The organism is Tolumonas osonensis, assembly GCF_014202415.1.
Classification (GTDB): Bacteria; Pseudomonadota; Gammaproteobacteria; order Enterobacterales; family Aeromonadaceae; genus Tolumonas; species Tolumonas osonensis.
Map to the genome: position 1 here is coordinate 83,479 of NZ_JACHGR010000002.1, position 22,894 is coordinate 106,372.

General features: G+C 53.1%; 23 protein-coding genes, 1 pseudogene and 1 riboswitch. Of the genes and pseudogenes, 22 read left to right on the forward strand and 2 right to left on the reverse strand.

Going from position 1 to position 22,894, the window contains the following annotated elements; genetic code table 11:
- The first annotated feature begins 8 nt into the window (after positions 1-8).
- The 21 genes from HNR75_RS02805 to cobT all read left to right on the forward strand — a co-directional run bounded on the left by HNR75_RS02805 (position 9) and on the right by cobT (position 18,347).
- Complete coding sequence (locus tag HNR75_RS02805) at positions 9-1,199, forward strand: MFS transporter (protein WP_188025510.1); 1,191 nt, start codon at positions 9-11, stop codon at positions 1,197-1,199.
- Between the two features lie 277 nt (positions 1,200-1,476).
- A riboswitch (cobalamin riboswitch) is annotated at positions 1,477-1,653 on the forward strand.
- Positions 1,654-1,772: 119 nt separating this feature from the next.
- Positions 1,773-3,146, forward strand: a complete 1,374-nt coding sequence (locus HNR75_RS02810) for a cobyrinic acid a,c-diamide synthase CobB (protein ID WP_188025511.1) — start codon at positions 1,773-1,775, stop codon at positions 3,144-3,146.
- The gene (gene cbiB / locus HNR75_RS02815) at positions 3,143-4,093 is read left to right on the forward strand and encodes an adenosylcobinamide-phosphate synthase CbiB (protein ID WP_188025512.1); all 951 of its coding nucleotides are present in this window, start codon (positions 3,143-3,145) and stop codon (positions 4,091-4,093) included. Before HNR75_RS02810 ends, cbiB begins: the two co-directional genes overlap by 4 nt.
- Before the next feature lie 13 nt (positions 4,094-4,106).
- A complete protein-coding gene (locus tag HNR75_RS02820; protein ID WP_188025513.1) occupies positions 4,107-4,751 on the forward strand; it encodes a cobalt-precorrin-8 methylmutase in 645 nt (214 codons plus the stop codon).
- Complete coding sequence (gene cbiD, locus HNR75_RS02825) at positions 4,748-5,884, forward strand: cobalt-precorrin-5B (C(1))-methyltransferase CbiD (RefSeq protein ID WP_188025514.1); 1,137 nt, start codon at positions 4,748-4,750, stop codon at positions 5,882-5,884. The genes HNR75_RS02820 and cbiD overlap by 4 nt, the downstream gene beginning before the upstream one ends.
- Positions 5,881-6,486 (forward strand): cobalt-precorrin-7 (C(5))-methyltransferase, encoded by a 606-nt coding sequence (locus tag HNR75_RS02830; RefSeq protein ID WP_188025515.1) that lies wholly within the window; start codon positions 5,881-5,883, stop codon positions 6,484-6,486. The genes cbiD and HNR75_RS02830 overlap by 4 nt, the downstream gene beginning before the upstream one ends.
- Entirely contained in the window at positions 6,473-7,051 is a 579-nt protein-coding gene (locus tag HNR75_RS02835) for a decarboxylating cobalt-precorrin-6B (C(15))-methyltransferase (RefSeq protein WP_188025516.1), read from the forward strand. The genes HNR75_RS02830 and HNR75_RS02835 overlap by 14 nt, the downstream gene beginning before the upstream one ends.
- Positions 7,035-7,808: a cobalt-precorrin-4 methyltransferase gene (locus HNR75_RS02840; protein ID WP_188025517.1), complete on the forward strand. Its 774-nt coding sequence runs from the start codon at positions 7,035-7,037 to the stop codon at positions 7,806-7,808. The genes HNR75_RS02835 and HNR75_RS02840 overlap by 17 nt, the downstream gene beginning before the upstream one ends.
- Positions 7,789-8,865, forward strand: a complete 1,077-nt coding sequence (gene cbiG, locus HNR75_RS02845) for a cobalt-precorrin 5A hydrolase (RefSeq protein ID WP_188025518.1) — start codon at positions 7,789-7,791, stop codon at positions 8,863-8,865. Before HNR75_RS02840 ends, cbiG begins: the two co-directional genes overlap by 20 nt.
- A complete protein-coding gene (locus tag HNR75_RS02850) occupies positions 8,865-9,590 on the forward strand; it encodes a precorrin-3B C(17)-methyltransferase (RefSeq protein WP_188025519.1) in 726 nt (241 codons plus the stop codon). Before cbiG ends, HNR75_RS02850 begins: the two co-directional genes overlap by 1 nt.
- The gene (locus tag HNR75_RS02855; RefSeq protein ID WP_188025520.1) at positions 9,590-10,387 is read left to right on the forward strand and encodes a cobalt-precorrin-6A reductase; all 798 of its coding nucleotides are present in this window, start codon (positions 9,590-9,592) and stop codon (positions 10,385-10,387) included. Before HNR75_RS02850 ends, HNR75_RS02855 begins: the two co-directional genes overlap by 1 nt.
- The gene (cbiK, locus tag HNR75_RS02860; protein ID WP_188025521.1) at positions 10,384-11,175 is read left to right on the forward strand and encodes a sirohydrochlorin cobaltochelatase; all 792 of its coding nucleotides are present in this window, start codon (positions 10,384-10,386) and stop codon (positions 11,173-11,175) included. The genes HNR75_RS02855 and cbiK overlap by 4 nt, the downstream gene beginning before the upstream one ends.
- On the forward strand, positions 11,175-11,900 hold the full coding sequence (locus HNR75_RS02865) for a cobalt-factor II C(20)-methyltransferase (protein WP_188025522.1): 726 nt from the start codon (positions 11,175-11,177) through the stop codon (positions 11,898-11,900). The genes cbiK and HNR75_RS02865 overlap by 1 nt, the downstream gene beginning before the upstream one ends.
- A gap of 26 nt (positions 11,901-11,926) precedes the next feature.
- Positions 11,927-12,646: an energy-coupling factor ABC transporter permease gene (locus tag HNR75_RS02870; protein WP_188025523.1), complete on the forward strand. Its 720-nt coding sequence runs from the start codon at positions 11,927-11,929 to the stop codon at positions 12,644-12,646.
- Between the two features lies 1 nt (position 12,647).
- A complete protein-coding gene (locus tag HNR75_RS02875) occupies positions 12,648-12,932 on the forward strand; it encodes an energy-coupling factor ABC transporter substrate-binding protein (RefSeq protein WP_188025524.1) in 285 nt (94 codons plus the stop codon).
- A complete protein-coding gene (locus HNR75_RS02880) occupies positions 12,916-13,593 on the forward strand; it encodes an energy-coupling factor ABC transporter transmembrane protein (protein WP_188025525.1) in 678 nt (225 codons plus the stop codon). Before HNR75_RS02875 ends, HNR75_RS02880 begins: the two co-directional genes overlap by 17 nt.
- The gene (locus HNR75_RS02885; RefSeq protein ID WP_188025526.1) at positions 13,590-14,414 is read left to right on the forward strand and encodes an ATP-binding cassette domain-containing protein; all 825 of its coding nucleotides are present in this window, start codon (positions 13,590-13,592) and stop codon (positions 14,412-14,414) included. Before HNR75_RS02880 ends, HNR75_RS02885 begins: the two co-directional genes overlap by 4 nt.
- Positions 14,411-15,967, forward strand: a complete 1,557-nt coding sequence (locus tag HNR75_RS02890; protein ID WP_188025527.1) for a cobyric acid synthase — start codon at positions 14,411-14,413, stop codon at positions 15,965-15,967. Before HNR75_RS02885 ends, HNR75_RS02890 begins: the two co-directional genes overlap by 4 nt.
- Positions 15,964-16,512, forward strand: coding sequence for a bifunctional adenosylcobinamide kinase/adenosylcobinamide-phosphate guanylyltransferase (gene cobU, locus HNR75_RS02895; protein WP_188025528.1), 549 nt, complete (start codon positions 15,964-15,966; stop codon positions 16,510-16,512). Before HNR75_RS02890 ends, cobU begins: the two co-directional genes overlap by 4 nt.
- Before the next feature lie 8 nt (positions 16,513-16,520).
- Positions 16,521-17,261, forward strand: a complete 741-nt coding sequence (cobS, locus tag HNR75_RS02900) for an adenosylcobinamide-GDP ribazoletransferase (RefSeq protein ID WP_188025529.1) — start codon at positions 16,521-16,523, stop codon at positions 17,259-17,261.
- A gap of 30 nt (positions 17,262-17,291) precedes the next feature.
- Positions 17,292-18,347, forward strand: coding sequence for a nicotinate-nucleotide--dimethylbenzimidazole phosphoribosyltransferase (cobT, locus tag HNR75_RS02905; RefSeq protein ID WP_188025530.1), 1,056 nt, complete (start codon positions 17,292-17,294; stop codon positions 18,345-18,347).
- Positions 18,348-18,596: 249 nt separating this feature from the next.
- Here the strand turns inward: cobT and HNR75_RS02910 are convergent.
- Positions 18,597-19,970 (reverse strand): annotated as a pseudogene (locus tag HNR75_RS02910) (fructose-specific PTS transporter subunit EIIC); the annotation flags it as partial.
- Between the two features lie 111 nt (positions 19,971-20,081).
- Positions 20,082-20,900: a shikimate 5-dehydrogenase gene (locus HNR75_RS02915; protein ID WP_188025532.1), complete on the reverse strand. Its 819-nt coding sequence runs from the start codon at positions 20,898-20,900 to the stop codon at positions 20,082-20,084.
- A gap of 159 nt (positions 20,901-21,059) precedes the next feature.
- Here HNR75_RS02915 and HNR75_RS02920 point away from each other — a divergent pair, with 159 nt between their 5' ends.
- Positions 21,060-22,892 carry an SgrR family transcriptional regulator gene (locus HNR75_RS02920; RefSeq protein WP_188025533.1) on the forward strand — a complete coding sequence of 611 codons (1,833 nt, stop codon included), beginning with the start codon at positions 21,060-21,062 and terminating at the stop codon, positions 22,890-22,892.
- Positions 22,893-22,894: the final 2 nt, after the last annotated feature.

Genomic DNA, 22,894 nt, shown 5'->3' on the forward strand with positions numbered 1-22,894 from the left:
GATTTTCTATGCAGTTAGAAACCACATCGGATTTGAAATTCGAAGAAGCAACCACAAGCTGGTCTGCTTTTTATGCAATGTCATTATGTGTTTTTGTGCTTATTGCCTCTGAGTTCTTGCCAGTGAGTTTATTATCTCCCTTGGCCAGGGATTTAATGATCACAGAAGGGCAAGCAGGCCAGTCTATCGCGGTATCCGGTATTTTTGCGGTAATTACCAGTTTATATATTGCCGTGATAACACAGAGGATTAACCGACGCACAGTAATGCTGGGATTGACACTTCTTATGATTCTATCTGGTGTTGTTGTCTCGTTTGCATCGAACTATATCGTGCTGATGGTCGGACGGGCATTGCTTGGTATCGTGATCGGTGGGTTCTGGTCACTTTCTACCGCCACGCTGATGAATTTATTACCGGCGCATGATTTACCCAAAGGCCTGGCCATCCTCAATGGCGGTAATGCTTTGGCGGCTACAATTGCGGCGCCGCTGGGCAGTTTTATGACAACTTACATTGGCTGGCGTGGCGCGTTCTTCAGTGTGGTCATTTTAGGCGTTATTTCATTCATCTGGCAGTTGAAAAGCTTTCCATCCATGACCTCAAATAACAATAAAAACATTTCAGTGAATGTGTTCAGATTATTTGGAAATGGCACTTTTACTGTTGGCATGGGCGCTGTGTTCTGCCTCTTTATGGGACAGTTTGCTTTATTCACCTATCTAAGACCATTTTTGGAGTCTGTTACCGTATTAGATGACACATGGTTGTCTTTAACCCTGTTTATTCTTGGCATAACAGGGTTTGTTGGCACCGTTGTTGTTGGAAAATTATTAAAACGAACATTGTATCCGGTATTAATTCTCTGGCCTTGCCTTATGGCGTTACTCGCACTCGGGATGATTGTCAGTGGACATGAAAAAGCAGAGACAATCGCATTAATTGGGCTATGGGGTTTTATTGGTACTTCAGCCTGTATCGGCTGGTCTGTCTGGTTGGCAAAAGTAATGCCGGACGATACTGAACAAGGCGGCGGATTGATGGTTGCAGTTATTCAGTTCGCCATCACCCTCGGCGCCAGTCTTGGTGGCAGACTCTATGATCATGGTGGCTATCAGTCTTGTTTCACGTTGAGCGCATTGGTTCTGATAGGCGGTGGTGCGCTGAGTTTTATCGTATCCCGGATGCGGAACCTATAATATTTGGCTTTTTGCGCACTGATTAACACTTTCAGACTGTCACAAATCGCCAGAAATTCATATTGAGTGAAGGCTGATAAACGGCTGTCAAAGCAGGAGATACGGGCTGTTCCGCATCTGGCAGAGCAATAATTTGTTATTGTTCGCCAGAATTTTGCTGTTCTGAGTGTAAAGAGAGCCATTTTTTTGATCTCGCAGAGGGTATAGTGCTTTTAACAGGATAAACTGCATGTTTATCAAGGATATTCAAAGGACGCCGTTACAAATCATGTAATAGCCAGATTTTATGTAGACGTGTATGACGATTCATCGTCCGGGAAGTGAGGTGCAAACCCTCCGCAGCCCCCGCTGCTGTGATGCTGACGACTCTGTATAAACCACTGATCTGAAAGATTGGGAAGGGCAGAGAAGGATGACGCTAAGCCAGAAGACCGACACGGATACAACAGTTTCAACTCCTTCGGTGGGAAGCGGGTTGTCTGCATCATTCACTGCCGTTTGGACAGTGCGTGTACGTGCTCATGACAACCCCGCTTCCCGGCCACCAGGTCGGGATTTTTTTAGCAGGTTGGTATGAAAGCGTTTTTAGTCGGCGGAACAAGTAGTGGTAGCGGTAAAACAACGATCACGTTGGGTTTACTGCGTGCTTATGCCCGCAGAGGGTTGCGCGTTCAGCCATATAAAGTCGGGCCGGACTACATCGATACCGGCTGGCACACACAGGTAACCGGTGTTGCCTCCCGCAATCTGGATGCGTTCATGTTGCCGGAAGCCGCCATTCAGCGTCTTTTTCACTATCACACCGCCAAAGCGGATATTGCCATTATCGAAGGTGTGATGGGGTTATTCGACGGCTACGGCGTTGATCCGCTCTATTGCAGCAGTGCCGGTATGGCCAGACAGCTGGGTTGTCCGGTGATTCTGGTGGTAGACGGTAAAGCGGTGTCCACCTCCGCTGCGGCGACAGTGCTAGGGTTTAAACATTTTGAGCCGAGCGTGCAGATCGCCGGTGTTATCCTCAATAACGTCAATTCCGATTCCCATTTTGAGTTACTGAAAGCCGCGATTGAGCGGTATTGCCAGATCCCGGTGTTAGGGCGGGTGCCGGTGATTAAAGAAATCAATCTGCCATCCCGTCATCTGGGGCTGGTGACTGCACATGAGCAGGCTGCGTTAGATATGCAGTGGGACAAACTGGCCGATGCCATTGAGCAGTATATTGATCTCGATAAATTAGCGGAGATTGCAGAATTACCGGCATTGGCAGAACCGCCTGCGTCGTTAGCACCGGATGAACTGGCAGGCGCGGGTGCCGGGCTGACGCTGGCCTTGGCCGAGGATGAAGCATTCAATTTTTACTACCCGGATAATCTGGATCTGCTGGAAGCGGCAGGGGTGAACATTGTTCGCTTCAGTCCGCTACGCGATGCCGCAATTCCTGCCTGTGATCTAATCTATCTCGGTGGCGGCTACCCTGAAATTCACGCACAAACCTTGTCATCCAATACGTCCATGCTGACATCGATCCGCGATGCGCATCAGCGTGGTGTGGCGATTTACGCCGAGTGTGGCGGCTTAATGTATCTGGGAGGGTCATTAACAACTGCATCCGGCGATTCATTTCCTATGGCCGGGATCTTCCCCGGTGAAAGTCGCATGACGTCTTCGCTGAAACGCTTCGGTTATTGCCAGGCGCAGGCACAGCAAACGACCTTGTTAGCGGCAGAAGGCGACGTGATCCGCGGGCACGAGTTCCATTACTCCGACTTTTTCAGTGATGAGCCCACGGTATTCCGGTTCAGTAAGGAACGGGATGGCATGGAAGTGACACACTGGCTGGGCGGCTATCAGATCGGTAATACGCTGGCGAGCTATCTGCATGTTCATTTTGGTCAGAATCCGGCGATGTTGCTGAACTGGTTTGAACGGGCGAGGGCAGCACAATGACGCTGGCGATTTATAGTGCTGCATTCTTATTAGATTTGATTCTGGGTGATCCGCAGAACTGGCCACATCCCATTCGCTGGATTGGCAACTGGATTTCTCTGGTGCAGAAAGGGATCCGCAAGGTCTGCCGTAGTGAACGGGCGCTGTATGTCGGCGGTGGTATGTTGTGGCTGTTGGTGGTGGGGCTCACCTGGCTGGTCACCTGGGCGGTGATTACCGGGTTAAGTTCTATCAATATCTGGCTGGGCCGGGCAGCGGAGCTTTGGCTGGCTTACACCATTCTGGCTGGACGCTGCCTGAGCGATGCCGCAATGGATGTCTATCGTGCGCTGGCTTCCGGTTCGCTGGAAGAGAGTCGCCGCCAGCTCTCCTATATTGTCGGGCGTGATACCTCGCAGCTCAATAAAACACAGATCACCCGGGCCGTTGTTGAAACTGTCGCCGAGAATACCGTCGATGGCGTGATTGCGCCGCTGTTCTATCTGTTTCTCGGCGGTGTGCCGCTGGCGATGGCCTACAAGGCTATTAATACCCTCGATTCCATGGTCGGCTACAAAAACGAAAAGTACCGGGCGATTGGTTGCGTCTCGGCGCGCATCGACGATCTGGCGAATCTGATCCCGGCCCGGCTGAGCTGGTTGCTGTTGACCGGTGCGGCAGCGCTGATGCGGCTGAATGTCCGCAATGCGTTTCGTATCGGCTGGCGCGATCGTTATCAGCATAAAAGCCCGAATTGTGCCTGGCCGGAAGCAACAGTTGCAGGGGCGCTCGGTGTACGCCTTGGCGGGCCGAATTCCTATTTCGGTGAACTGGTCGAAAAGCCGTGGATCGGTGATGAGCAGCGCGAAATCAATCAGGGGGATATCAAGCTGACAATCCGCCTGATGATGTTGTCTTCGCTGATCGCGCTTGTTTCGTTTTCCCTAATTTATCTTGTTGTTAGTTAAAGGATCGGTACGCATGAACTACATCACGCAGCCTCAGCAAATTGAACAGCACAGCTTTGAAATCATTGCTGACATCATTGCTGCGGAGTATCCCGGCTATGAGTTTGCGAATGCGTTGCAGGAAAAAATCATCAAGCGTGCCATCCATACCACGGCGGATTTTGACTGGCTGGAGATCCTGACATTTTCCGGTGATGCCCTCGACGCGATCATCGCGGCGCTGCAACAGGGCTGCACGATTTTCACCGATACCACCATGGCGTTGTCGGGCATCAACAAAACCCAGCTGAAAGCGATGGGCTGCGATATTCAGTGTTATGTGGCACATCCGTCGGTGGCTGAGGTTGCCAAAGCACAGGGCATCACCCGTTCTATGGCGGCTGTTGATCTGGCGATGCAGACGGACGGACCGAAATTATTCGTGTTCGGTAATGCGCCAACGGCGTTATTCCGCTTGCTGGAGCTGAGTCAGCAACATCCGGCACAACGTTATCCAGTAGTGGGTGTGCCGGTGGGTTTTGTGGGGGCCGCGGAATCCAAACAGGCATTGATTGAAAGCGATCTGCCGTATATTGCAGCGAAAGGCCGCAAAGGTGGCAGTAATGTGGCGGCGGCGATCATCAATGCGATTCTCTATCATCTTCGGGAGACGCTATGACCATCGCGCTCGAAGACGACAAGATCTGGCACAAGGGCAAAGCCTACCGCAAGGGCTATACCACCGGTTCCTGTGCCACTGCTGCCGCCAAAGTGGCGGCACTGATGATCCTGCGCCAGCAAATCATTAACCAAATCTCTATCGTGACACCTTCCGGTGTGACCTTGCAACTGAATGTCGAAGAACCATTAATCCACGGAGACCAGGCCTCGGCAGCAATCCGCAAAGATGGCGGCGATGATGTGGATGCGACGCATGGCATGCTGATTTATGCGCAGGTGAAATTGCGGCAGGACACGCAGATCACCATCACTGGCGGACCGGGTGTTGGCAAAGTGACCCAGAAGGGCATCGGTTTGCCGGTTGGCAGCTCGGCGATTAATAAAACGCCGCTGCAAACCATCGAAGCGGCAGTGCGCGAAGTGCTGGGGCCGGAACGGGGCGCGGATGTCGTGATTTTTGCACCGGAAGGTGAAAGCCGGGCAGAACGCACCTTTAACGGAAGGCTTGGCATCGAAGGTGGCATCTCGATCATCGGCACCACCGGCATCGTCACGCCGATGTCGGAAGAGAGCTGGAAACGTTCGCTGGCGATTGAACTGGAGCAGAAACGGGCGAACGGGCTGGACAAGGTGATTCTGGTGCCGGGCAATCACGGTGAACGTTTTGTGCGTGAACAACTGCAGGCAGACACCAATCTGGTGGTGACGATGAGCAATTTTGTTGGCTACATGCTGCAGGAGACGGAGCGTCTGGCATTCCGGCATGTGGTACTGATTGGTCATCTGGGCAAACTGATCAAAGTTGCGGCAGGCATCTTCCATACGCACAGCCATATTGCCGATGGCCGGATGGAAACGCTGGTCACGCAACTGGCCTTACTGAATGCGCCGAACTCACTGTTACAGCAAATCTATCGCTGTCCGACGACAGAAGCGGCGATGGAGCTGATCTCGGCCGCCGGTTATGAGCATGTTTACGATGCGATCGCGCAGCGCATTGTCGAACGGGTGCAGCAAATGCTGCGCTATTCCCCGCAGCCATTCCTCTGTGATGTGATTTTGTTTTCGCTGGACAACATCCCGCTCGGCAGTAACCGGCCGGTCGCTGGGATTGCGGAGGCACTGCGATGATTTATGTCCTGGGAATGGGGCCGGGCGATCCGATGTATCGGACACAGGTGGCGACCGATCTGATAGCGAAGGCCGATGTGCTGGTTGGCTGGCCGCGCATGTTGTCCGGATTCCCGGATTTTCACGGGGAAACGCATGTGCTGGATACCGATCTGGACAAATTGCTGAGCTGGCTGAAAGCCAATGCACAGCGGAATGTGGTGGTGCTGGCTTCCGGCGATCCGTTGGTTTTTGGCATCGGAAAACGGCTGGCAGAGCAGTTGCCAATCGAACAGCGGCAAATCATCTCCGGCATCAGTGCGGTGCAATATCTGTTCGCTCGGATCGGGCTGGATATGAACGAGCTTTATCTCACCAGCAGTCACGGCAAACAGCCGGATTTCGATTTCATTTTTCAGCACGACAAAGTGGCTATGGTCACGGATCGGGAGATCGGTCCGTTTCAGATCGCACAGGAAATTCTGCAACGGGGATTAAAGCGAAGTCTGGTGATTGGTGAAAACCTCTCTTATGCCAATGAACAGATCCATCTGCTGAAACCAGACCAGGTCAAACAACAATATGACATGAATGTGGTGGTGATTCTGAATGAAAGATGCTGAATTTCTGCGTGGTGAAAAGGTGCCGATGACCAAAGAAGAGGTGCGTCTGGTCGTGCTGGAACGGCTCAATCTGCGGCAGGCCACCACATTGATTGATGTCGGTGCCGGCACTGGCAGTGTGGCGCTGGAGGCGGCGCTTCGTCATCCGGAATTGCATGTTATCGCCATCGAAAAAAATCCGGCAGCGTTAAGCCTGATTGAAGAAAACCGGCAGCGCTTTGATTGTCAGAAAGTAAAAATCATCGCGGCAGAAGCGCCTTGTCCGCTGGATATTCAGGCCGACGCGATTTTCATTGGCGGCAGCGGCGGCAACCTGACCGATATCATCGACTGGGCGTTAATGCGGCTGACTAAAACCGGACGTCTGGTGCTCAGCTTTATTCTGCTGGACAACCTGAATACCGCGTTAACTCATCTGAAAAAATGTGCGGTCGCCGAGCTGGAATGTACCCAGCTGCAGATTTCTCAAATGACCACATTAGGCAATGGTTTCTATTTTAAACCCAATAATCCGACTTTCATTATTTCCTGTAAAAAGGAGGCAATAGATGCCTGCGACTTTTGATCCGTCACTTGTTTATTTTGTTGGTGCAGGCCCGGGCGATCCGGAATTGATTACGTTAAAGGGATATAACCTGCTCAGTCAGGCGGATGTGGTGATCTATGCCGGTTCGCTGATCAATAAAGATCTGCTGCATTACTGTAAAACCGGTGCGGCCTGTCATGACAGCGCCAGTCTGAATCTGGGCGAGATCATCGATCTGATGGCGACCGACGTGCACACCGGGAAACTGGTGGTGCGTCTGCAAACCGGGGATTTGTCACTCTATGGTTCAATCCGGGAACAGGGTGAAGAACTGGCAAAACTGGGGATTGGCTTTTGTTCAGTACCTGGCGTCAGCTCCTTCCTGGGCGCGGCATCGGAACTGGGCGTTGAATATACCGTACCGGAAGTGTCGCAAAGTCTGGTGATCACCCGCATGTCCGGACGTACACCGACACCGGAGCGGGAATCGCTGGAATCGTTTGCCGCGCATCAGACCTCCATGGCCATCTTTCTGTCAGTACAGGAAATCGGTGAAGTCGTGGAGCGGCTCGTCAACGGTGGTTACCCGGTCTCAACCCCAGTCGCGGTGGTTTACAAAGCTACCTGGCCGGATTGTCAGGTTGTGAAGGGCACACTGGCCGATATCGCCGGGCAGGTCCGGACTGCAGGTATCCGTAAAACAGCCCTGATTCTGGTCGGCGCATTTCTGGGCGACGAATACCACTATTCCAAACTCTATGATGCCGGATTTACCCATGAATATCGTCAGGCCTGAATCCATCGCTGTGTTTTGTCTTACACCGGGCGGTCTGCGTCTGGCGAAAAGACTGAAACAGCATTTGCCGCTGACCTGCTATTGCAGTGAAAAGCTGCTGGAAGACGGCTTCACCGCCTTTAGCGGTACGTTTGCTGCGACGGTTGCGCAGGCCTTTGCCACGCATACCGCGCTGGTGGTGATCGGCGCCACCGGGCTGACCGTCAGAGTGATCGCGCCATTACTGAAAGACAAACTGACCGACCCCGCGATCGTCGTGATCGACGAACAGGGGCAACACGTGATCAGCCTGCTATCCGGCCATGTCGGTGGTGCCAATGAGCTGACACGCTATCTGGCGGGGATATTAGGCGCCGATCCAGTGATCACGACCGCTACGGATGTCAATCAACTAGCGGCGCTCGATACACTGGCCGTGCAGTTGGATGCGGACATGCACAATTTTCGGCAAGCGGTGAAGGTTGTGAACCAGATGCTGGTGAGTGATCAGAGGGTGGGGCTATTTTGGGATCACGACTCATTGCCGGAATCGGACGATCGCTGGCAAACCGAGCGTTACGATACTCGCGGCTTTGTCGCGGTAAATTCGCTGGCTGATCTGCCGTCTGATCTTTCTGCGCTGATCTGTGTCAGCGTACGGGAAAAACTGCCGGATCTGGCGATTCCGGTTTTTAAACTGGTACCGCGTCGCATCGTCGCCGGTATCGGCTGCCGGCGTGAGACGTCATTCCGTTTGCTGATCAGCTTGCTGCAGCAGCAATTAGCGAAATACGAATTTGATCCGCTGGCATTACGGGCCATCGGCAGTGTCGTTCTGAAGGAAGATGAACCGGCGTTGAAGCATCTTTCCGACTGCTGTCGTGTACCGTTCGAGATCTACAGCGTGAATGAATTACGTCAGCACGAACATTTATTTCCTTCTTCAGATTTTGTCCGTCAGACCATCGGCGTCGGCTCGGTATCGCAGCCGGTTGCCTGGCTGATGAGCGATGGCCATCTGGTCGGCGATACCCTGAAGCAACAGGGTGTAACCATTACCTTAGGAGTTTCTCACTGATGTTATATGTGATTGGAATCGGACCCGGCAGTCAGGCCACCATGACGATGGAAGCGCTGGATGCCATCAACGATGCGGAAGTTATCGTGGGTTATAAGACCTATACCCATCTGGTGAAGGCACTGACGGTCGGTAAAGAGGTCATCAAGACCGGGATGTGCAAAGAGATTGAACGCTGTCTGGCAGCGATTGAACTGGCGCAGACCGGCAAGAAAGTGGCGCTGATCAGCAGTGGCGATGCCGGTATCTACGGTATGGCCGGGCTGATTCTGGAACTGGTCACCAAACAGAATCTGGATGTCGAAGTGCGTCTGATCCCCGGTATGACCGCTAGTATCTCGGCGGCGTCGTTACTCGGGGCGCCGCTGATGCACGATTTTTGTCATATCAGTCTGAGTGATTTGCTGACGCCGTGGGAAGTCATCGAGAAACGCATTATCGCAGCCGCGCAGGCCGATTTCGTTATCTGTTTCTACAATCCGCGCAGCCGGGGCCGGGCCGATCATCTTGAACGCGCTTTTGAGCTGATGAAACCGTTCAAAGCCGCAGCGACACCGGTTGGTGTGGTGAAATCCGCCAGCCGTAAGAAGCAGGAAAAATGGATCACCACGCTCGGTGACATGGACTTTGAACCGGTGGATATGACCAGTCTGGTGATTGTGGGTAATCAGTCTACCTATGAGCAGAATGGCCTCATGATCACCCCGCGGGGTTATGAAGTCTGATGCAGCCGACGGTTCATGTCTTTGGTGGCACTTCCGATGCCCGTTTACTTTGCCGGACGCTCGATCAGGCCGCTATCGCGTATAGCCTGTCCGTTGCCAGTGAAGTGGGCAAGTCGCTGGCACAGGACGTTGCCGGTCAGATCCACGTTGGCCGGATGAATGCGGGCGAAATGCAGGCCTGGTTTCAGCGACAACAGATCGGATGGGTGATCGATGCCGCGCATCCGTATGCCACGGCGCTTCGCGCCAATATTCAGGCAGCCTGCCGGGCGCTGGGAATACCGTTACTGCGGTATCAGCGTCCCAGTGAAATTGATGTCGTGCGTCATCCGCTGATTACGCGGGTGACCAACGTTGCCGAGGCCTGTCAATGCGCCAGTAGGTTGGGGCAGCGCATCCTGCTAACCACAGGCAGTAAAGAGCTGGCGGATTATGTCCGGTTATTACCGGGGAAAATGCTGTTAGCACGGGTTCTGCCAACGTCCGAGGTCATCGGACAGTGTGAGGCACTGGGGCTGGGTGTGGAAAATATCATCGCCATGAAAGGGCCGTTTACCGCGGCTTTGAATCAGGCGGTGTATCAATTTTGTCAGGCCGATGTGGTGATCACCAAAGAGTCCGGCGCAGAAGGCGGCTATCAGCAAAAAATCGAACCCTGCATCGCGTTAGGCATTCCGTGCATTGTTGTGGAACGGCCAGCATCGGCAAAAACAGCTGACTACGGTGATGTCATCACGTCACTGGATGAACTGGAAAACTACGTAACCCGCTGGATAAACCGGGAGCACTCGTTATGAAAAAAGCGTTATTGATTGTCAGTTTCGGGACCAGCTATGCCGAAACATGTGAAAAAAACATCGTGGCCTGCGAACAGCGTATTGCGCAGGCTTATCCGGATCGCGATCTGTTCCGGGCATTTACCTCCCAGATGATCATCCGCAAACTGGCTAACCGGGATGGTGTTCATATTGATAACCCACAGCAGGCACTGGCCCGTCTGGCGGACGCGGGGTATCAGGATGTGATTATCCAGTCACTGCATGTCATCAACGGTGATGAATACGAAAAAGTCGCTTTTCAGGCGCGCAGTTATGAGGATCGCTTCCTGCGATTGCGTGTGGGTGTTCCGCTGCTCAGTAGTCATGACGATTTTCAGTTGCTTATTACAGCCATGCAGGCGCAGATGCCTGAACTCGCGGCGGATGAGCGGGTAGTGTTTATGGGACACGGCGCGACGCACCATGCTTTCTCGGCTTACGCCTGTCTGGATCACATGCTGATGACGCAAAACATTCCGGCACTGGTCGGCGCGGTAGAGAGTTATCCCGAAATTGATTCGGTGATTGACCGTCTGCGTCGCGATTCTGTCCGTAAAGTGCACCTGATGCCGCTGATGCTGGTTGCCGGTGATCACGCCATCAATGATATGGCGTCCGACGACGAAGACTCCTGGAAAATTCTGCTGCAACAAGCCGGGATTGAAGCGCAGCCCTGGTTGCAGGGATTGGGCGAGAATCCGCTGGTACAGCAGATGTTTGTTGATCATCTGCAGGCTGTGGTGGAACAGACAGAGGAGGCTGCCTGATGACTGGTAAATTATTCGCGATTGGTACCGGCCCCGGCAGCAGTGATCTGATCACCGTCAGAGCCGCCCGTTTGCTGGCAAATCTGGATGTGCTGTATGCGCCGGCAGGGCGTCGTGGCGGAGACAGTCTGGCGCTGTCGATTGTGCGCGAATACCTGACGGATCATGTGGTGATCAAAGAACGCCACTTTCCGATGAGCACGCACGAAGATGAAAAAGAAAGCATCTGGGACACCGTGGCGGAAGAGATCCGACAGGATGTCGATGCCGGCAAACAGGTGGGGTTCATTACACTGGGCGATGCCATGCTGTTCAGCACCTGGGTCTTTTTGCTGGAACGCCTGCAAGGCCGTATTCCGCTGGAGGTGATCCCCGGTGTCACGTCGTTTGCCTGTATTGCTTCCCGGGCAGTGTTCCCGCTGGCAATGGAACAACAGACCATGGCGGTGGTGTCATGCACCGCGCCTGAACCGGAACTTGAACAAGCCCTGCAGCAACATGATTGTATCGTGATGATGAAAGTGTACGGCCGGTTCAGTCAGGTTAAAGCCTTATTAGCCCGTCACCACTTGCTACCTAATGCGCTGCTGATGTCAGAAGCCTCATTGCCTAATGAACAATGCTTCCGTCAGTTGCATGAGATCGGTGATGACGTGGCACTGCCGTATTTTTCCACCATTCTGGTGAATAAACAGTGGCTGGCTGCAGAACCACAGACAGTGTGAGCTGAATAAAACGGGAAGGAGTCACGATGAAAACGAATCAGATCGCGGGTCTCAGTACCATCCTGATGCTGGCAGTGGTACCACAGACGGCCTTTGCTATGCATATCATGGAAGGTTTTTTGCCACCGCTATGGGCGTTAACCTGGTGGCTGTTATTTATTCCGTTTCTGATTCTTGCAGTGAAGCAGCTCAGGCAGATCGTGAGCCAGAACAGTCATCAGAAGGTGTTACTGGCTCTCTGTGGCGCGTTCATCTTTGTGCTTTCTGCCCTGAAGCTGCCGTCGGTGACCGGAAGCTGTTCTCATCCGACCGGTGTGGGCTTGGCCATTATTTTGTTTGGTTTTCTGATCGTGCCGGTTCTGGGCGGGATCGCGCTGTTATTTCAGGCTTTACTGCTGGCGCACGGCGGAATCACTACGCTGGGCGCCAATGGTATGTCGATGGCGGTGATCGGTCCGCTGGTCGGTTATCTGGTCTGGATTTCGGCCTGCAAACTCCATTTGCGGAAAGATATCGCCGTTTTTCTCTGTGCTTTTGTCGCAGATATGGCGACCTATGCCGTGACATCGGCACAACTGGGCATCGCGTTTCCTGATCCGCAATCCGGCATCGTGGCGGCGATTGCCAAATTTCTCGGAATTTTCTGTGTGACCCAAATTCCGATCGCGATTGCCGAGGGCCTGCTGACCGTGCTGGTTTATGACCAGCTCACTAAACGCCAGTTACTGACCATAGGGGAGCGTTAAAATGAAAAAAACCGTGTTATTGCTTTCGCTGGTGATCGCTCTCGTTGTTTTCCCTTTTTTTATCAACCACGGCGGTGACTATGCCGGGGCAGACGGCATTGCTGAAGCTGCAATCCAGCAACTGGCGCCGGATTATAAACCGTGGTTTTCGTCATTTTTCGAACCGGCAAGCAGCGAAATCGAGAGCCTGTTATTCACGCTTCAGGGATCGATTGGTTCTGCTGTGATTTTTTACATTCTGGGTTATTACCGGGGAAAACGGGCGGCACATGCTAATCATCGATAAATTGTCATATCAAAGCCGCTGGTGTCAGTCTGATCCCCGGCGTAAATTCGGGCTCTATCTGATCCTGCTGGTGATTGCGTTAACCAGCTCGCCACTGGTGCAGATCGTCGAACTGACCGGAACGGCAGCGCTGACCTGCTATCTGCTGCAAATCAGTGTGCGGCGTTATCTGCGCTGGCTGGCCGTTCCGCTGTTTTTCCTGCTGGTCGGATTGCTGGGCATTCTGGTTTCATTTTCCTATCAACCGGAAAATTTGTTGTGTTCGTTGCAGATAGGCAGCCTTGCTATCGGCATCGATCCGGCCGGATTACAGGTGGCGCATCATACGTTATGGCGCAGTCTGGCCGCGCTGTCTGCCACGTACCTTTTTGTATTAACCACGCCGTTCAATCAGCTGATCCGTTTGCTGCAGATGAGCCGGTTGCCGCATGTCCTGATCGAACACATGCTGCTGACCTACCGGTTTATTTTCATTCTGATTGAAGAAGCCAGCGCCATTCGTCAGGCGCAGTCATTGCGGTTTGGGTATTGTTCTCTGCGTTGCAGCTACCGCTCCATGGCGATGTTGGTGGGGTTATTGCTGCAGCGAGTGATTTACCGTTATCAGCAAATGGAAACCGCCCTGGATGTAAAACTCTTCGAGGGGGAATTTCATCTATGAGCCTGTCGACACAGCAACTTTGTTTTCAGTACCAGAGCGGGGAGCCGGTGCTGCAGGATTTGTCGCTCGATTTCACCCGCGGTAACGTCATCGGTATTCTCGGCGCAAATGGCTGTGGCAAATCAACGCTGTTCATGAATTTGCTGGGGGTACTGAAACCGCAGCAAGGGCAGGTGCTGTGGAATGGCGACCCACTGAATTATGACAAAAAAAGTCTGCGGCAATTACGGCAGCAGATCGCCATGGTCTTTCAGGATCCGGATCAGCAGATTTTCTATACCGATGTCATGAGTGATATTGCCTTCAGTCTGCGCAATCTGGGGGTGGATGAGTCGATCATTCAGCAACGTGTGACTCAGGCGCTGGCGCTGGTGGATGCCGGATCATTCCGGCATAAACCGGTTCAGTATCTGAGTCATGGCCAGAAAAAACGGGTCGCTATCGCCGGCGCTCTGGTGATGGACGCGGATTATCTGCTGCTCGACGAACCGACCGCCGGGCTGGATCCGGCTGGACGCCAGCAGATGATTCATATCATTGAGCGCATTGTGGCGCAGGGAAAACGGGTTGTGATTTCCAGCCACGATATCGATCTGATTTATCAGGTTTGCGACTACCTCTATGTGCTGTCACAAGGCCGCTTACTGTGTGAAGGCAGTGAACGGAAGGTGTTTCTGCAGGCGTCACAGTTACAGGAAGCCGGGCTGGTACAACCCTGGCTGGTCAAACTGCATACCGAATTAGGTATGCCGCTTTATAAAACGGAACAACAACTGTTTGCTGCTCATAACGGGCAGCCACGCATGCGGGAGGCATTATGAGTCAATCCATTATGATTCAGGGGACGGCTTCAGATGTCGGTAAAAGTGTATTGGTGGCGGGTTTATGTCGGATCTTTGTCCAGGACGGACATCGGTGCGCGCCGTTCAAATCGCAGAATATGGCGCTGAACTCCGGGATCACCGCCAATGGCGATGAAATGGGACGGGCGCAGATCTTTCAGGCGGAAGCCGCCGGCATTGCGCCGGATGTCCGCATGAACCCGGTCCTGCTCAAACCGACCAGTGATCGCAAATCGCAGGTGATCCTGATGGGGAAAGTGCTCTGTGATATGGACGCAGTCAGCTATCACCAGTTCAAGCCGCAACTGCAAAATCAGATCCACGAGGTGTATCAGAGCCTCGCCCGTGAACACGACATCATGGTGCTGGAAGGGGCCGGCAGCCCGGCGGAAATTAATCTGCGTGACCGCGATATTGTAAACATGGGCATGGCAACGATGATTGATGCGCCGGTGATCCTGGTGGCAGATATCGATCGGGGTGGGGTGTTTGCCTCCATCTACGGTACGCTGGCATTACTGGAAGAATCAGAACGGGCGCGGGTGAAAGGCGTCATCATCAATAAATTCCGGGGCGATGTGGCCTTGCTGATGCCGGGAATCCGTCAGATCGAGGAGCTGACCGGTGTGCCGGTGCTGGGCGTGATGCCGTATCTGCAAGTCGATCTGGAAGATGAAGACGGCGTGGTTCTGCAACCGGGGAAAAACAAACAGGCTAAAGCGCGCGATCAGGTAGAGAAAGATCTCGATATTGCGGTGATCCAGTTACCGCATATCTCTAATTTTACCGATTTCAATGCATTGGCGGCGCAGCCCGATGTCCGGCTGCGTTATGTCGCCAGACCGGAGTTGCTGGGTTCACCGGATCTCATTATTGTGCCGGGCAGCAAAAATACGCTGGGGGATCTCGCTTATCTCAACGACAGCGGACTGAGTGCCTGTATCATTGCACAGCATCATAATGGGGTCCCGGTGATAGGGATCTGCGGTGGTTTTCAGATCCTGGGAAAACGGCTGATTGATGGCGTTGAATCCGGGATTGATGAAATGGACGGACTGGGTCTGCTGGATTGTGAAACCGTCTTTGCCCGCAACAAGATCACGACACTGGTCACCGGAAACGTTCACCATCAGGTGACCGGGCTTTTTGCTTCCGGACAGTCATTACCGCTGGCAGGCTATGAAATTCACATGGGTGAGACAACCCGTGGTCCGCATGTTCGTCCTTTTACGGTCATTACCAGCCGCAATAAACAGACCATCCAGTTTGAAGACGGCGCAATCAACGAGCAGGGGACAGTCGCCGGCACCTACATTCATGGCCTGTTTGATAGCGCCGGTTTTACCCGGGAGTTACTCAATCAGTTGCGTGCCGGAAAGGGGCTGGAACCATTAGCAGGCGCAGCGTTCAGTTATCAGCAATACAAAGAGCAGCAATTTGACATTCTGGCGGATGCCATGCGCCAACATATTGATATAGAAAAGATTTATCACATCATGCAACAGCAGCAACAAAACAGGAGTGCAGTATGATCCTGATCACCGGCGGAGCCCGGAGCGGAAAAAGCAGACTGGCGGAACAATTTGCCGCCGAACAGGGTGACAACGTGCTCTACATCGCCACCTCCATTGTGACCGATGAGGAAATGGCACAGCGTATCGCCATCCATCAGCAGACCCGTCCTGCAACCTGGCAGACGCATGAGGGCTTCAGCCAGCTCGGAAACGTGATTCGTGACCGGGGCGCAGAGCACGATGCCATTATGCTCGAATGCATCACCACGATGATCACGAATCTGATGTTCGAGAATACGGGTGATATTCCGGCAGAAACGATGGATTTCACCGCGCTGGAAAACAAAATCAACCATCAGGTCGATGCCCTGATCGACAGCTGCCGGTTGTGTCCTTGCCCGGTTTATATCGTCACCAATGAAGTCGGATTTGGCATCGTGCCGGAAAACCTGCTGGCACGCCGGTTCCGCGATATTGCCGGCCGGGTCAATCAGCGTCTGGCAGCCTTTGCGGACGAAGTGTATCTCGTCGTCTCCGGCATTGAACTGAAAATGAAAGGGTAGGACGCACGATGAAACTCTTTCTGGCGAATTTGCAGTTTATGACCCGGATTCCGGTGCCGGAATCGTGGACCAAAGATCTGGATTTTAACCGTTACGTTGACGGGATTGTCTGGTTTCCGCTGGTCGGGCTTGTTGTCGGTGCGATCGCCACCGGTGTGTTTTCCGCTGCCTTGCTCTGGTCCGATGTCTATCTGGCTTCCGCCTGTTATGTACTGGCGCTGGCCCTGCTGACCGGCGCTTTCCATCTGGATGGTCTGGCGGATACCTGCGACGGTATTTTTTCCGCCCGTAAACGCGAACGCATGCTGGAAATCATGCACGACAGCCGTCTGGGGACGAACGGTGGTCTGGCGCTCATTTTTATCATTCTGTTCCGCGTGCTGGCGGTCAGTCATTTGGCCAAAACGGCGCCGGCGTTATGTCCGTTCCTGTTATGGGCTGCGCCGGTGGCCAGCCGGGCATTGATGGTGGTGCTGATGTACCGGCAGCCGTATGCGCGTGAAAGCGGATTGGGGAATGTCTTTATCGGTAAGGTTTCCGGTGCACGAACCCTCCTGACGCTATTGCTGGGGCTGGGGTTGGTCACATTACTCGGACAGGGGCAAGCAAGTATCGCCTTCCTGTTAACGCTTTTATTTTCATATGGTTATCAGCGTTTCATCCATCATCGCCTGGGTGGACAGACCGGTGATACGCTGGGTGGCGGCAATGAACTGTTTGAGTTGGTTTTTATCCTGACGCTGCTCTAGGCAGCAAAAAACAAAAAGCGAGGTACCACTATGCATTCACTGGATCAGCTGATTGATCAGATTAAACCTCTCGATCAGGAATCAATGAAACAGGCTAAACACCGGACCGACGGATTATTAAAACCGCTTGGCAGCCTGGGTCGTCTGGAAGACATCGTCACTCAGCTGGCCGGTATTTACCGGACGCCGGAACTGAAACCCGGCCGGAAACAGATCATTGTGATGGCGGCCGATCATGGCGTGTTTGATGAGGGCATTGCGGTGACACCGAAGAACGTCACTGCGATTCAGGCGTTCAATATGACCCGGGGATTAACCGGCGTTTGCGCTCTGGCTCATGCCGCCGGGGTTGAAGTGAATATTGTGGATGTCGGCATCGACTGCGATCCGCTGCCGGGTGTCCTGAATATGAAAGTCGCGCGGGGATGCGGCAATATCGCCAGAGAACCGGCGATGACTCGTGAGCAGGCGGAACAGCTGCTGCTGGCCAGTGCGAATCTGGCCATAGCTCAGGTGGCTAACGGTGTCTCCGTGCTGGGCGTTGGAGAACTGGGTATCGGAAATACCACGCCAGCGGCCGCAATGGTCAGCATACTGACCGGCACCAAACCGGAACAGGTTGTCGGGCTCGGCGCCAATTTCCCCAGTGATCGTTTACACCACAAAATCGCGGTAGTTGAACAGGCGATTGCCTGTAACCGGCCCGATCCAAATGATGGGCTGGATGTGCTGGCGAAAGTCGGTGGCTTTGATCTGGTTGGAATGACCGGTGTGATGCTGGGTGGCGCGGCCGCGGGTGTGCCGATCGTACTGGATGGCTTTCTCTCCTATGCCTGCGCATTAGTCGCTTGTCGTATTGCGCCACAAGTCTGGCACTATCTGCTGCCTTCGCATTTATCCGCCGAAAAAGGCTCCTGTGTCGCCCTGGCACATATGGATTTGAAACCGTTCCTGCAACTGGAAATGCGTCTGGGTGAGGGGAGTGGCGCTGCTATCGCCATGCAGATCATTGATTCAGCCTGCTCGATGTACCAGCGAATGGGCAAACTGGCTGACGATAATCTGGTGTTACCAACCCCTGCCTGAATCCGCTGCCCGCATCGTGAATCCGGTAAAAAAATAAGAGAGAATTATTCAGACGGATAATTCTCTCTTAGTGACATACAGTGACGAAATGTGAAAGCTCAGCAAACCCATTTGACATCAACACAAGATACGATGTCGCCATATCTGATGTTTTTCCCTTGTCTCGGTTCCTTTCACCTGTCACTCAAAAAAGCCCCGGATTATTCATCCGGGGAAGACGCACACTAATCAATCGAGGGTATTTGTCTGTTACGCTTCCTGAACTTCCATGGCTGGTTTCAGCAGCGCATACATCAGGCCCGTCAGCGCAGTACCTGCCGCGATAGCAACCAGATACATCAGCACGTTACCTACCGCGTTCGGGATGGCCAGTACAAACAGACCACCATGCGGCGCCATCAGGGTGCAACCGAACAGCATTGATAGCGCGCCAGCCAGGGCACCACCCGCCATGGTTGACGGAATAACACGCATCGGGTCACGGGCTGCGAAAGGAATGGCACCTTCAGAGATAAAGCACAGACCCAGTACGAAAGAGGCTTTACCGGCTTCACGTTCTGCTTCGGTGAATTTATCGCGGGCAACAAAGGTGGCAACACCCATACCTAACGCCGGTACCATGCCTGCCGCCATAATCGCTGCCATCGGCAGGTAAGACTGGGAGGCCAGCAAACCTACGCCGAAAGTGTAAGCCGCTTTGTTGACCGGACCACCCAGGTCGAAACACTGCATAGCGCCGAGAATGATACCCAGTAACACCGCATTCGCTGAGGTCATGCCGGAAAGGAACTGCGTCAGGCCAGACATCGCCGCCGCAACCGGACCGCCCACCACGTAGATCATGGTCAGGCCGGTGATTAATGAGGAAATCAGCGGAATGATCAGGATCGGTTTTAACGCTTCCATCGTTTGTGGCAGTTTTACATTATCGGCAACCAGACGGGCACTGTACCCTGCCAGGAACCCGGCTACGATCCCGCCCAGAAAGCCGGCTCCGGCGGACGATGCCAGCATGCCACCGATCAGGCCGGGAGCCAGACCCGGACGGTCAGCAATAGAAAACGCGATGAAACCAGCCAGCACAGGCACCATCAGACCGAATGCGCCGGCACCACCGCCGATCTGCATCAGGGCGGCAGCCAGTGTTCCCGGCTCTTTAAAGGCCGTGATCCCGAAAACGAAGGAGAGGGCAATACATAACCCACCAGCGACGACCAGCGGCAGCATGTGCGACACACCGGTCATCAGGTGTTTGTAGACACCGGGTAATTCGGCTTTTCCGGCATGAGACGACGATGCCGAATTACCTTTGAAAGTATTCTGTGTTGTGAGTGCGTTATCGAGTTCCTGGGCTGTCTTCTTGAGCGCCGCGCCGGTACTGGTTTTATATAGTTTTTTACCTGCGAAGCGGGATAAATCCAGCTCAATATCAGCGGCAATAATGACCACATCCGCCTGGGCGATTTCCTCACTGGTTAAGGCATTTTTTGCGCCGACTGAACCCCGGGTTTCAACCTTGATCCAGTGACCACGTTTTTTTGCCTCTTCTTCCAGCGCTTCCGCAGCCATAAAGGTATGGGCAACACCTGTCGGGCAGGCGGTGATAGCAACGATACGTTTGCTCATGGGGGACACCTTATGTTTATCTTTTGTTGTGGTGGATAACAATCACCTCAGTGAACGTCACTGTTGCCGAAGTGATTGCTGTTTTTGGAAATCGTTGGATATCTGAAATTATTCCCGCGAATATTTAGCCGCCTGCCGGAATAATTCTTCGCTTGGTCGGATACCGGTATAAAGCGCAAATTGTTCTACGGCCTGTATCGCAAAAACTTCAGAGCCGGTTATCACGGTTTTATTCTGTGATTTGGCGTAACGAATTAACGGTGTTTCGGCTGGCAAGGCGACGACATCGAAAATAACTTTCGCGTTATTCACTTCGGCTTCCTCATAGGCCAGCTTATCGCTGTCCGGTCCGCCGGCCATGCCGAGCGGGGTCGCATTAATCAACAGGTCTGCCTGAATGCCTTCCATATCCGGCCGCCATTCATATCCGCATAATTCGGCAAGTTGTTTCCCGGTTTTTTCATCAATGGCGACGATAAAACCTTTTTTGAAGCCTGCGTCTTTCAGGGCACAAGCCACGGCTTTGGCCATACCGCCACTGCCACGCAGGGTAAACACCAGATCTGTCGGCACCTGATACTGCGCCAGCAATTTCGCAATCGCGATATAATCGGTGTTGTAAGCTTTTAAATAACCATTGGTATTCACGATGGTATTGACGGAATTAATGGATTTGGCTGAAGGATCCAACTCATCCACCATCGGAATACAGGCTTCCTTAAATGGCATTGAAATAGCACAACCACGGATACCGAGCGCGCGGACACCACCGATTGCCGCATTTAAATCAGTCGTGGTGAACGCCTTATAGAGATAATCCAGATCCAGCGCATCATATAAATAGTTATGGAATCTGGTTCCGAAATTACTGGGTCTTGCTGCTAATGACATACAGATAGTCGTATCTTTATTCAGATTTCTGGTCATCTCTTTAATTCCATACTTGAATTGATATTTTTATTTCCGGTTTGATAAATAAGCCGGAAATAAACCGCCGGTTGTTTTTATGCTTGCCGTTGAGAAAATAATGGATTAAAAAGGTGTTATTAAAAATTGCTGATTTTTACTTAATTTGGTTCCTCTTTTATGTCAGGACGTCGGCTTGAACAGCAGTATCTGAAACTACGCCATCACTTTGGTTCCCAGGCAGTAATGACCACGCTGCAGGAGCTGGCGGACCGGCTTTTCTGCACGCGGCGGCATATGCGTAACCTACTGACGCAGATGCAGGCGCTGGGCTGGATAACCTGGCAGGCAGAACCGGGGCGGGGACATCGCTCGATGCTGCAATTACTGCGCAGCGAGCATCAGTTGCTGAGTGATAAGGCCGATAAGCTGCTGGATTCCGGCCAGTTCAGTGAAGCGATCAATCTGCTCGGCGAGGAAAAACAACTCATTGCGCCGTTATTGCGGGCCAAGCTGGGTTATAGCATCCGGGCCGATCACCAGGTGCTGCGTGTGCCTTATTACCGCACCATGCCGAATCTCTATCCCGGCACGCCGCTGCGACGCTCAGAACTGCATCTGGTCCGACAGATTTTTAGCGGATTGACCCGCATAAATGAGGAAAAAGGGGAAGTGGAAGCGGATTTGGCGCATCACTGGCGCATGCTGGATCCGCTGCACTGGCGTTTCTATCTGCGACCGGCAATTCAATTTCATGACGGCCGGACACTTTCTGCTGCCGATGTGATTGCTTCCTTAAACCGCTGCGCCCGGTTACCGCTGTTCTCCCATATTGAACAAATCAGTGAAGCGGGTGCATTAAGTATCAATATCCGCTTATCTGAACCGGATAACCGGCTTCCGCTGTTGCTGACCAATATTGAAGCCATGATCTTGCCGGCTGATCATGATGCCCGATCCGATTTTGCTTCCATGCCGGTGGGGACTGGGCCATATCTGGTTGCAGAAAATGATGACTGGCATTTACGGCTCAAAGCGTTTGATCATTACTTTGGCTACCGCGCCTTGCTTGATGAGGTTGAGATCCTGATGTGGCCGGATCTGACGTCATCGTCATTACCGGCGGCGCAGAAATCAGCCGCGCCGTCTCCTGATCCAAACCGCAAGGAGAAAGCGATCTCCGCCGAGACCGCAACCTGGCTCAGCTCCAGCCTCAGTGATGTGGATTATGCCGCCGGTTTGGCAGCCGGATTTACCGGAAAACCCTCTGACGAATTCCGGGAAATGTTTCTGGAGCGGGGCGGATATTTCCTGCTTTGTGATAGCCGATCACCCTATTGGCAAAACATAGAACAGCGTCGATGGTTGCGGGAAACGCTGAGCCCGCACAGTTTGCTGCAACAGCTGGTGGAGTCTATCCGTCATTTCTGGGTACCTACGGGCAGTCTGCTGCCCAGCTGGTTTCACTGCATGATCCCCGGCGAGTCGGAAAATCCGTTTACCTCTGAACACGTTACCACCGGGCAGTCCGCAGTTGCTCATAAACCGGATATGCCGGTGCTGAAACTGGCCTATCACGAACAGCATCCGGAATATGACATGCTGACCCGGCTGATGGCGCAGAATCTGGCGGAAAAAGGTGTTCGTCTGGAAATAACGGAACTTGATTACACGGACTGGGCCAATGGCAATGCGGAGGTTGATCTTTGGCTGGGCACCGTCAATTTTGCGGTGCCCGAGATATGGAATGTCGGCGTCTGGTTGCTTGGAACGCCGTTACTCCGGCACTCCGTCTCCGGTGGGGATCCGCTATTGCTGGATGACTGGTTGCGAAGCTGGCGTAACGAATCGCTCAGTTCCGAACAATTAATGAGAAGAATTACCGGTTCCGGCTGGTTGCAACCGCTGTTTCACCACTGGATGCGTCTGAAAGGGCCGGAACAGGCCAAGGGCATCCATCTGAATAATCTGGGCTGGTTTGACTTTAAATCCACCTGGATGGAGCCCGAATAGTC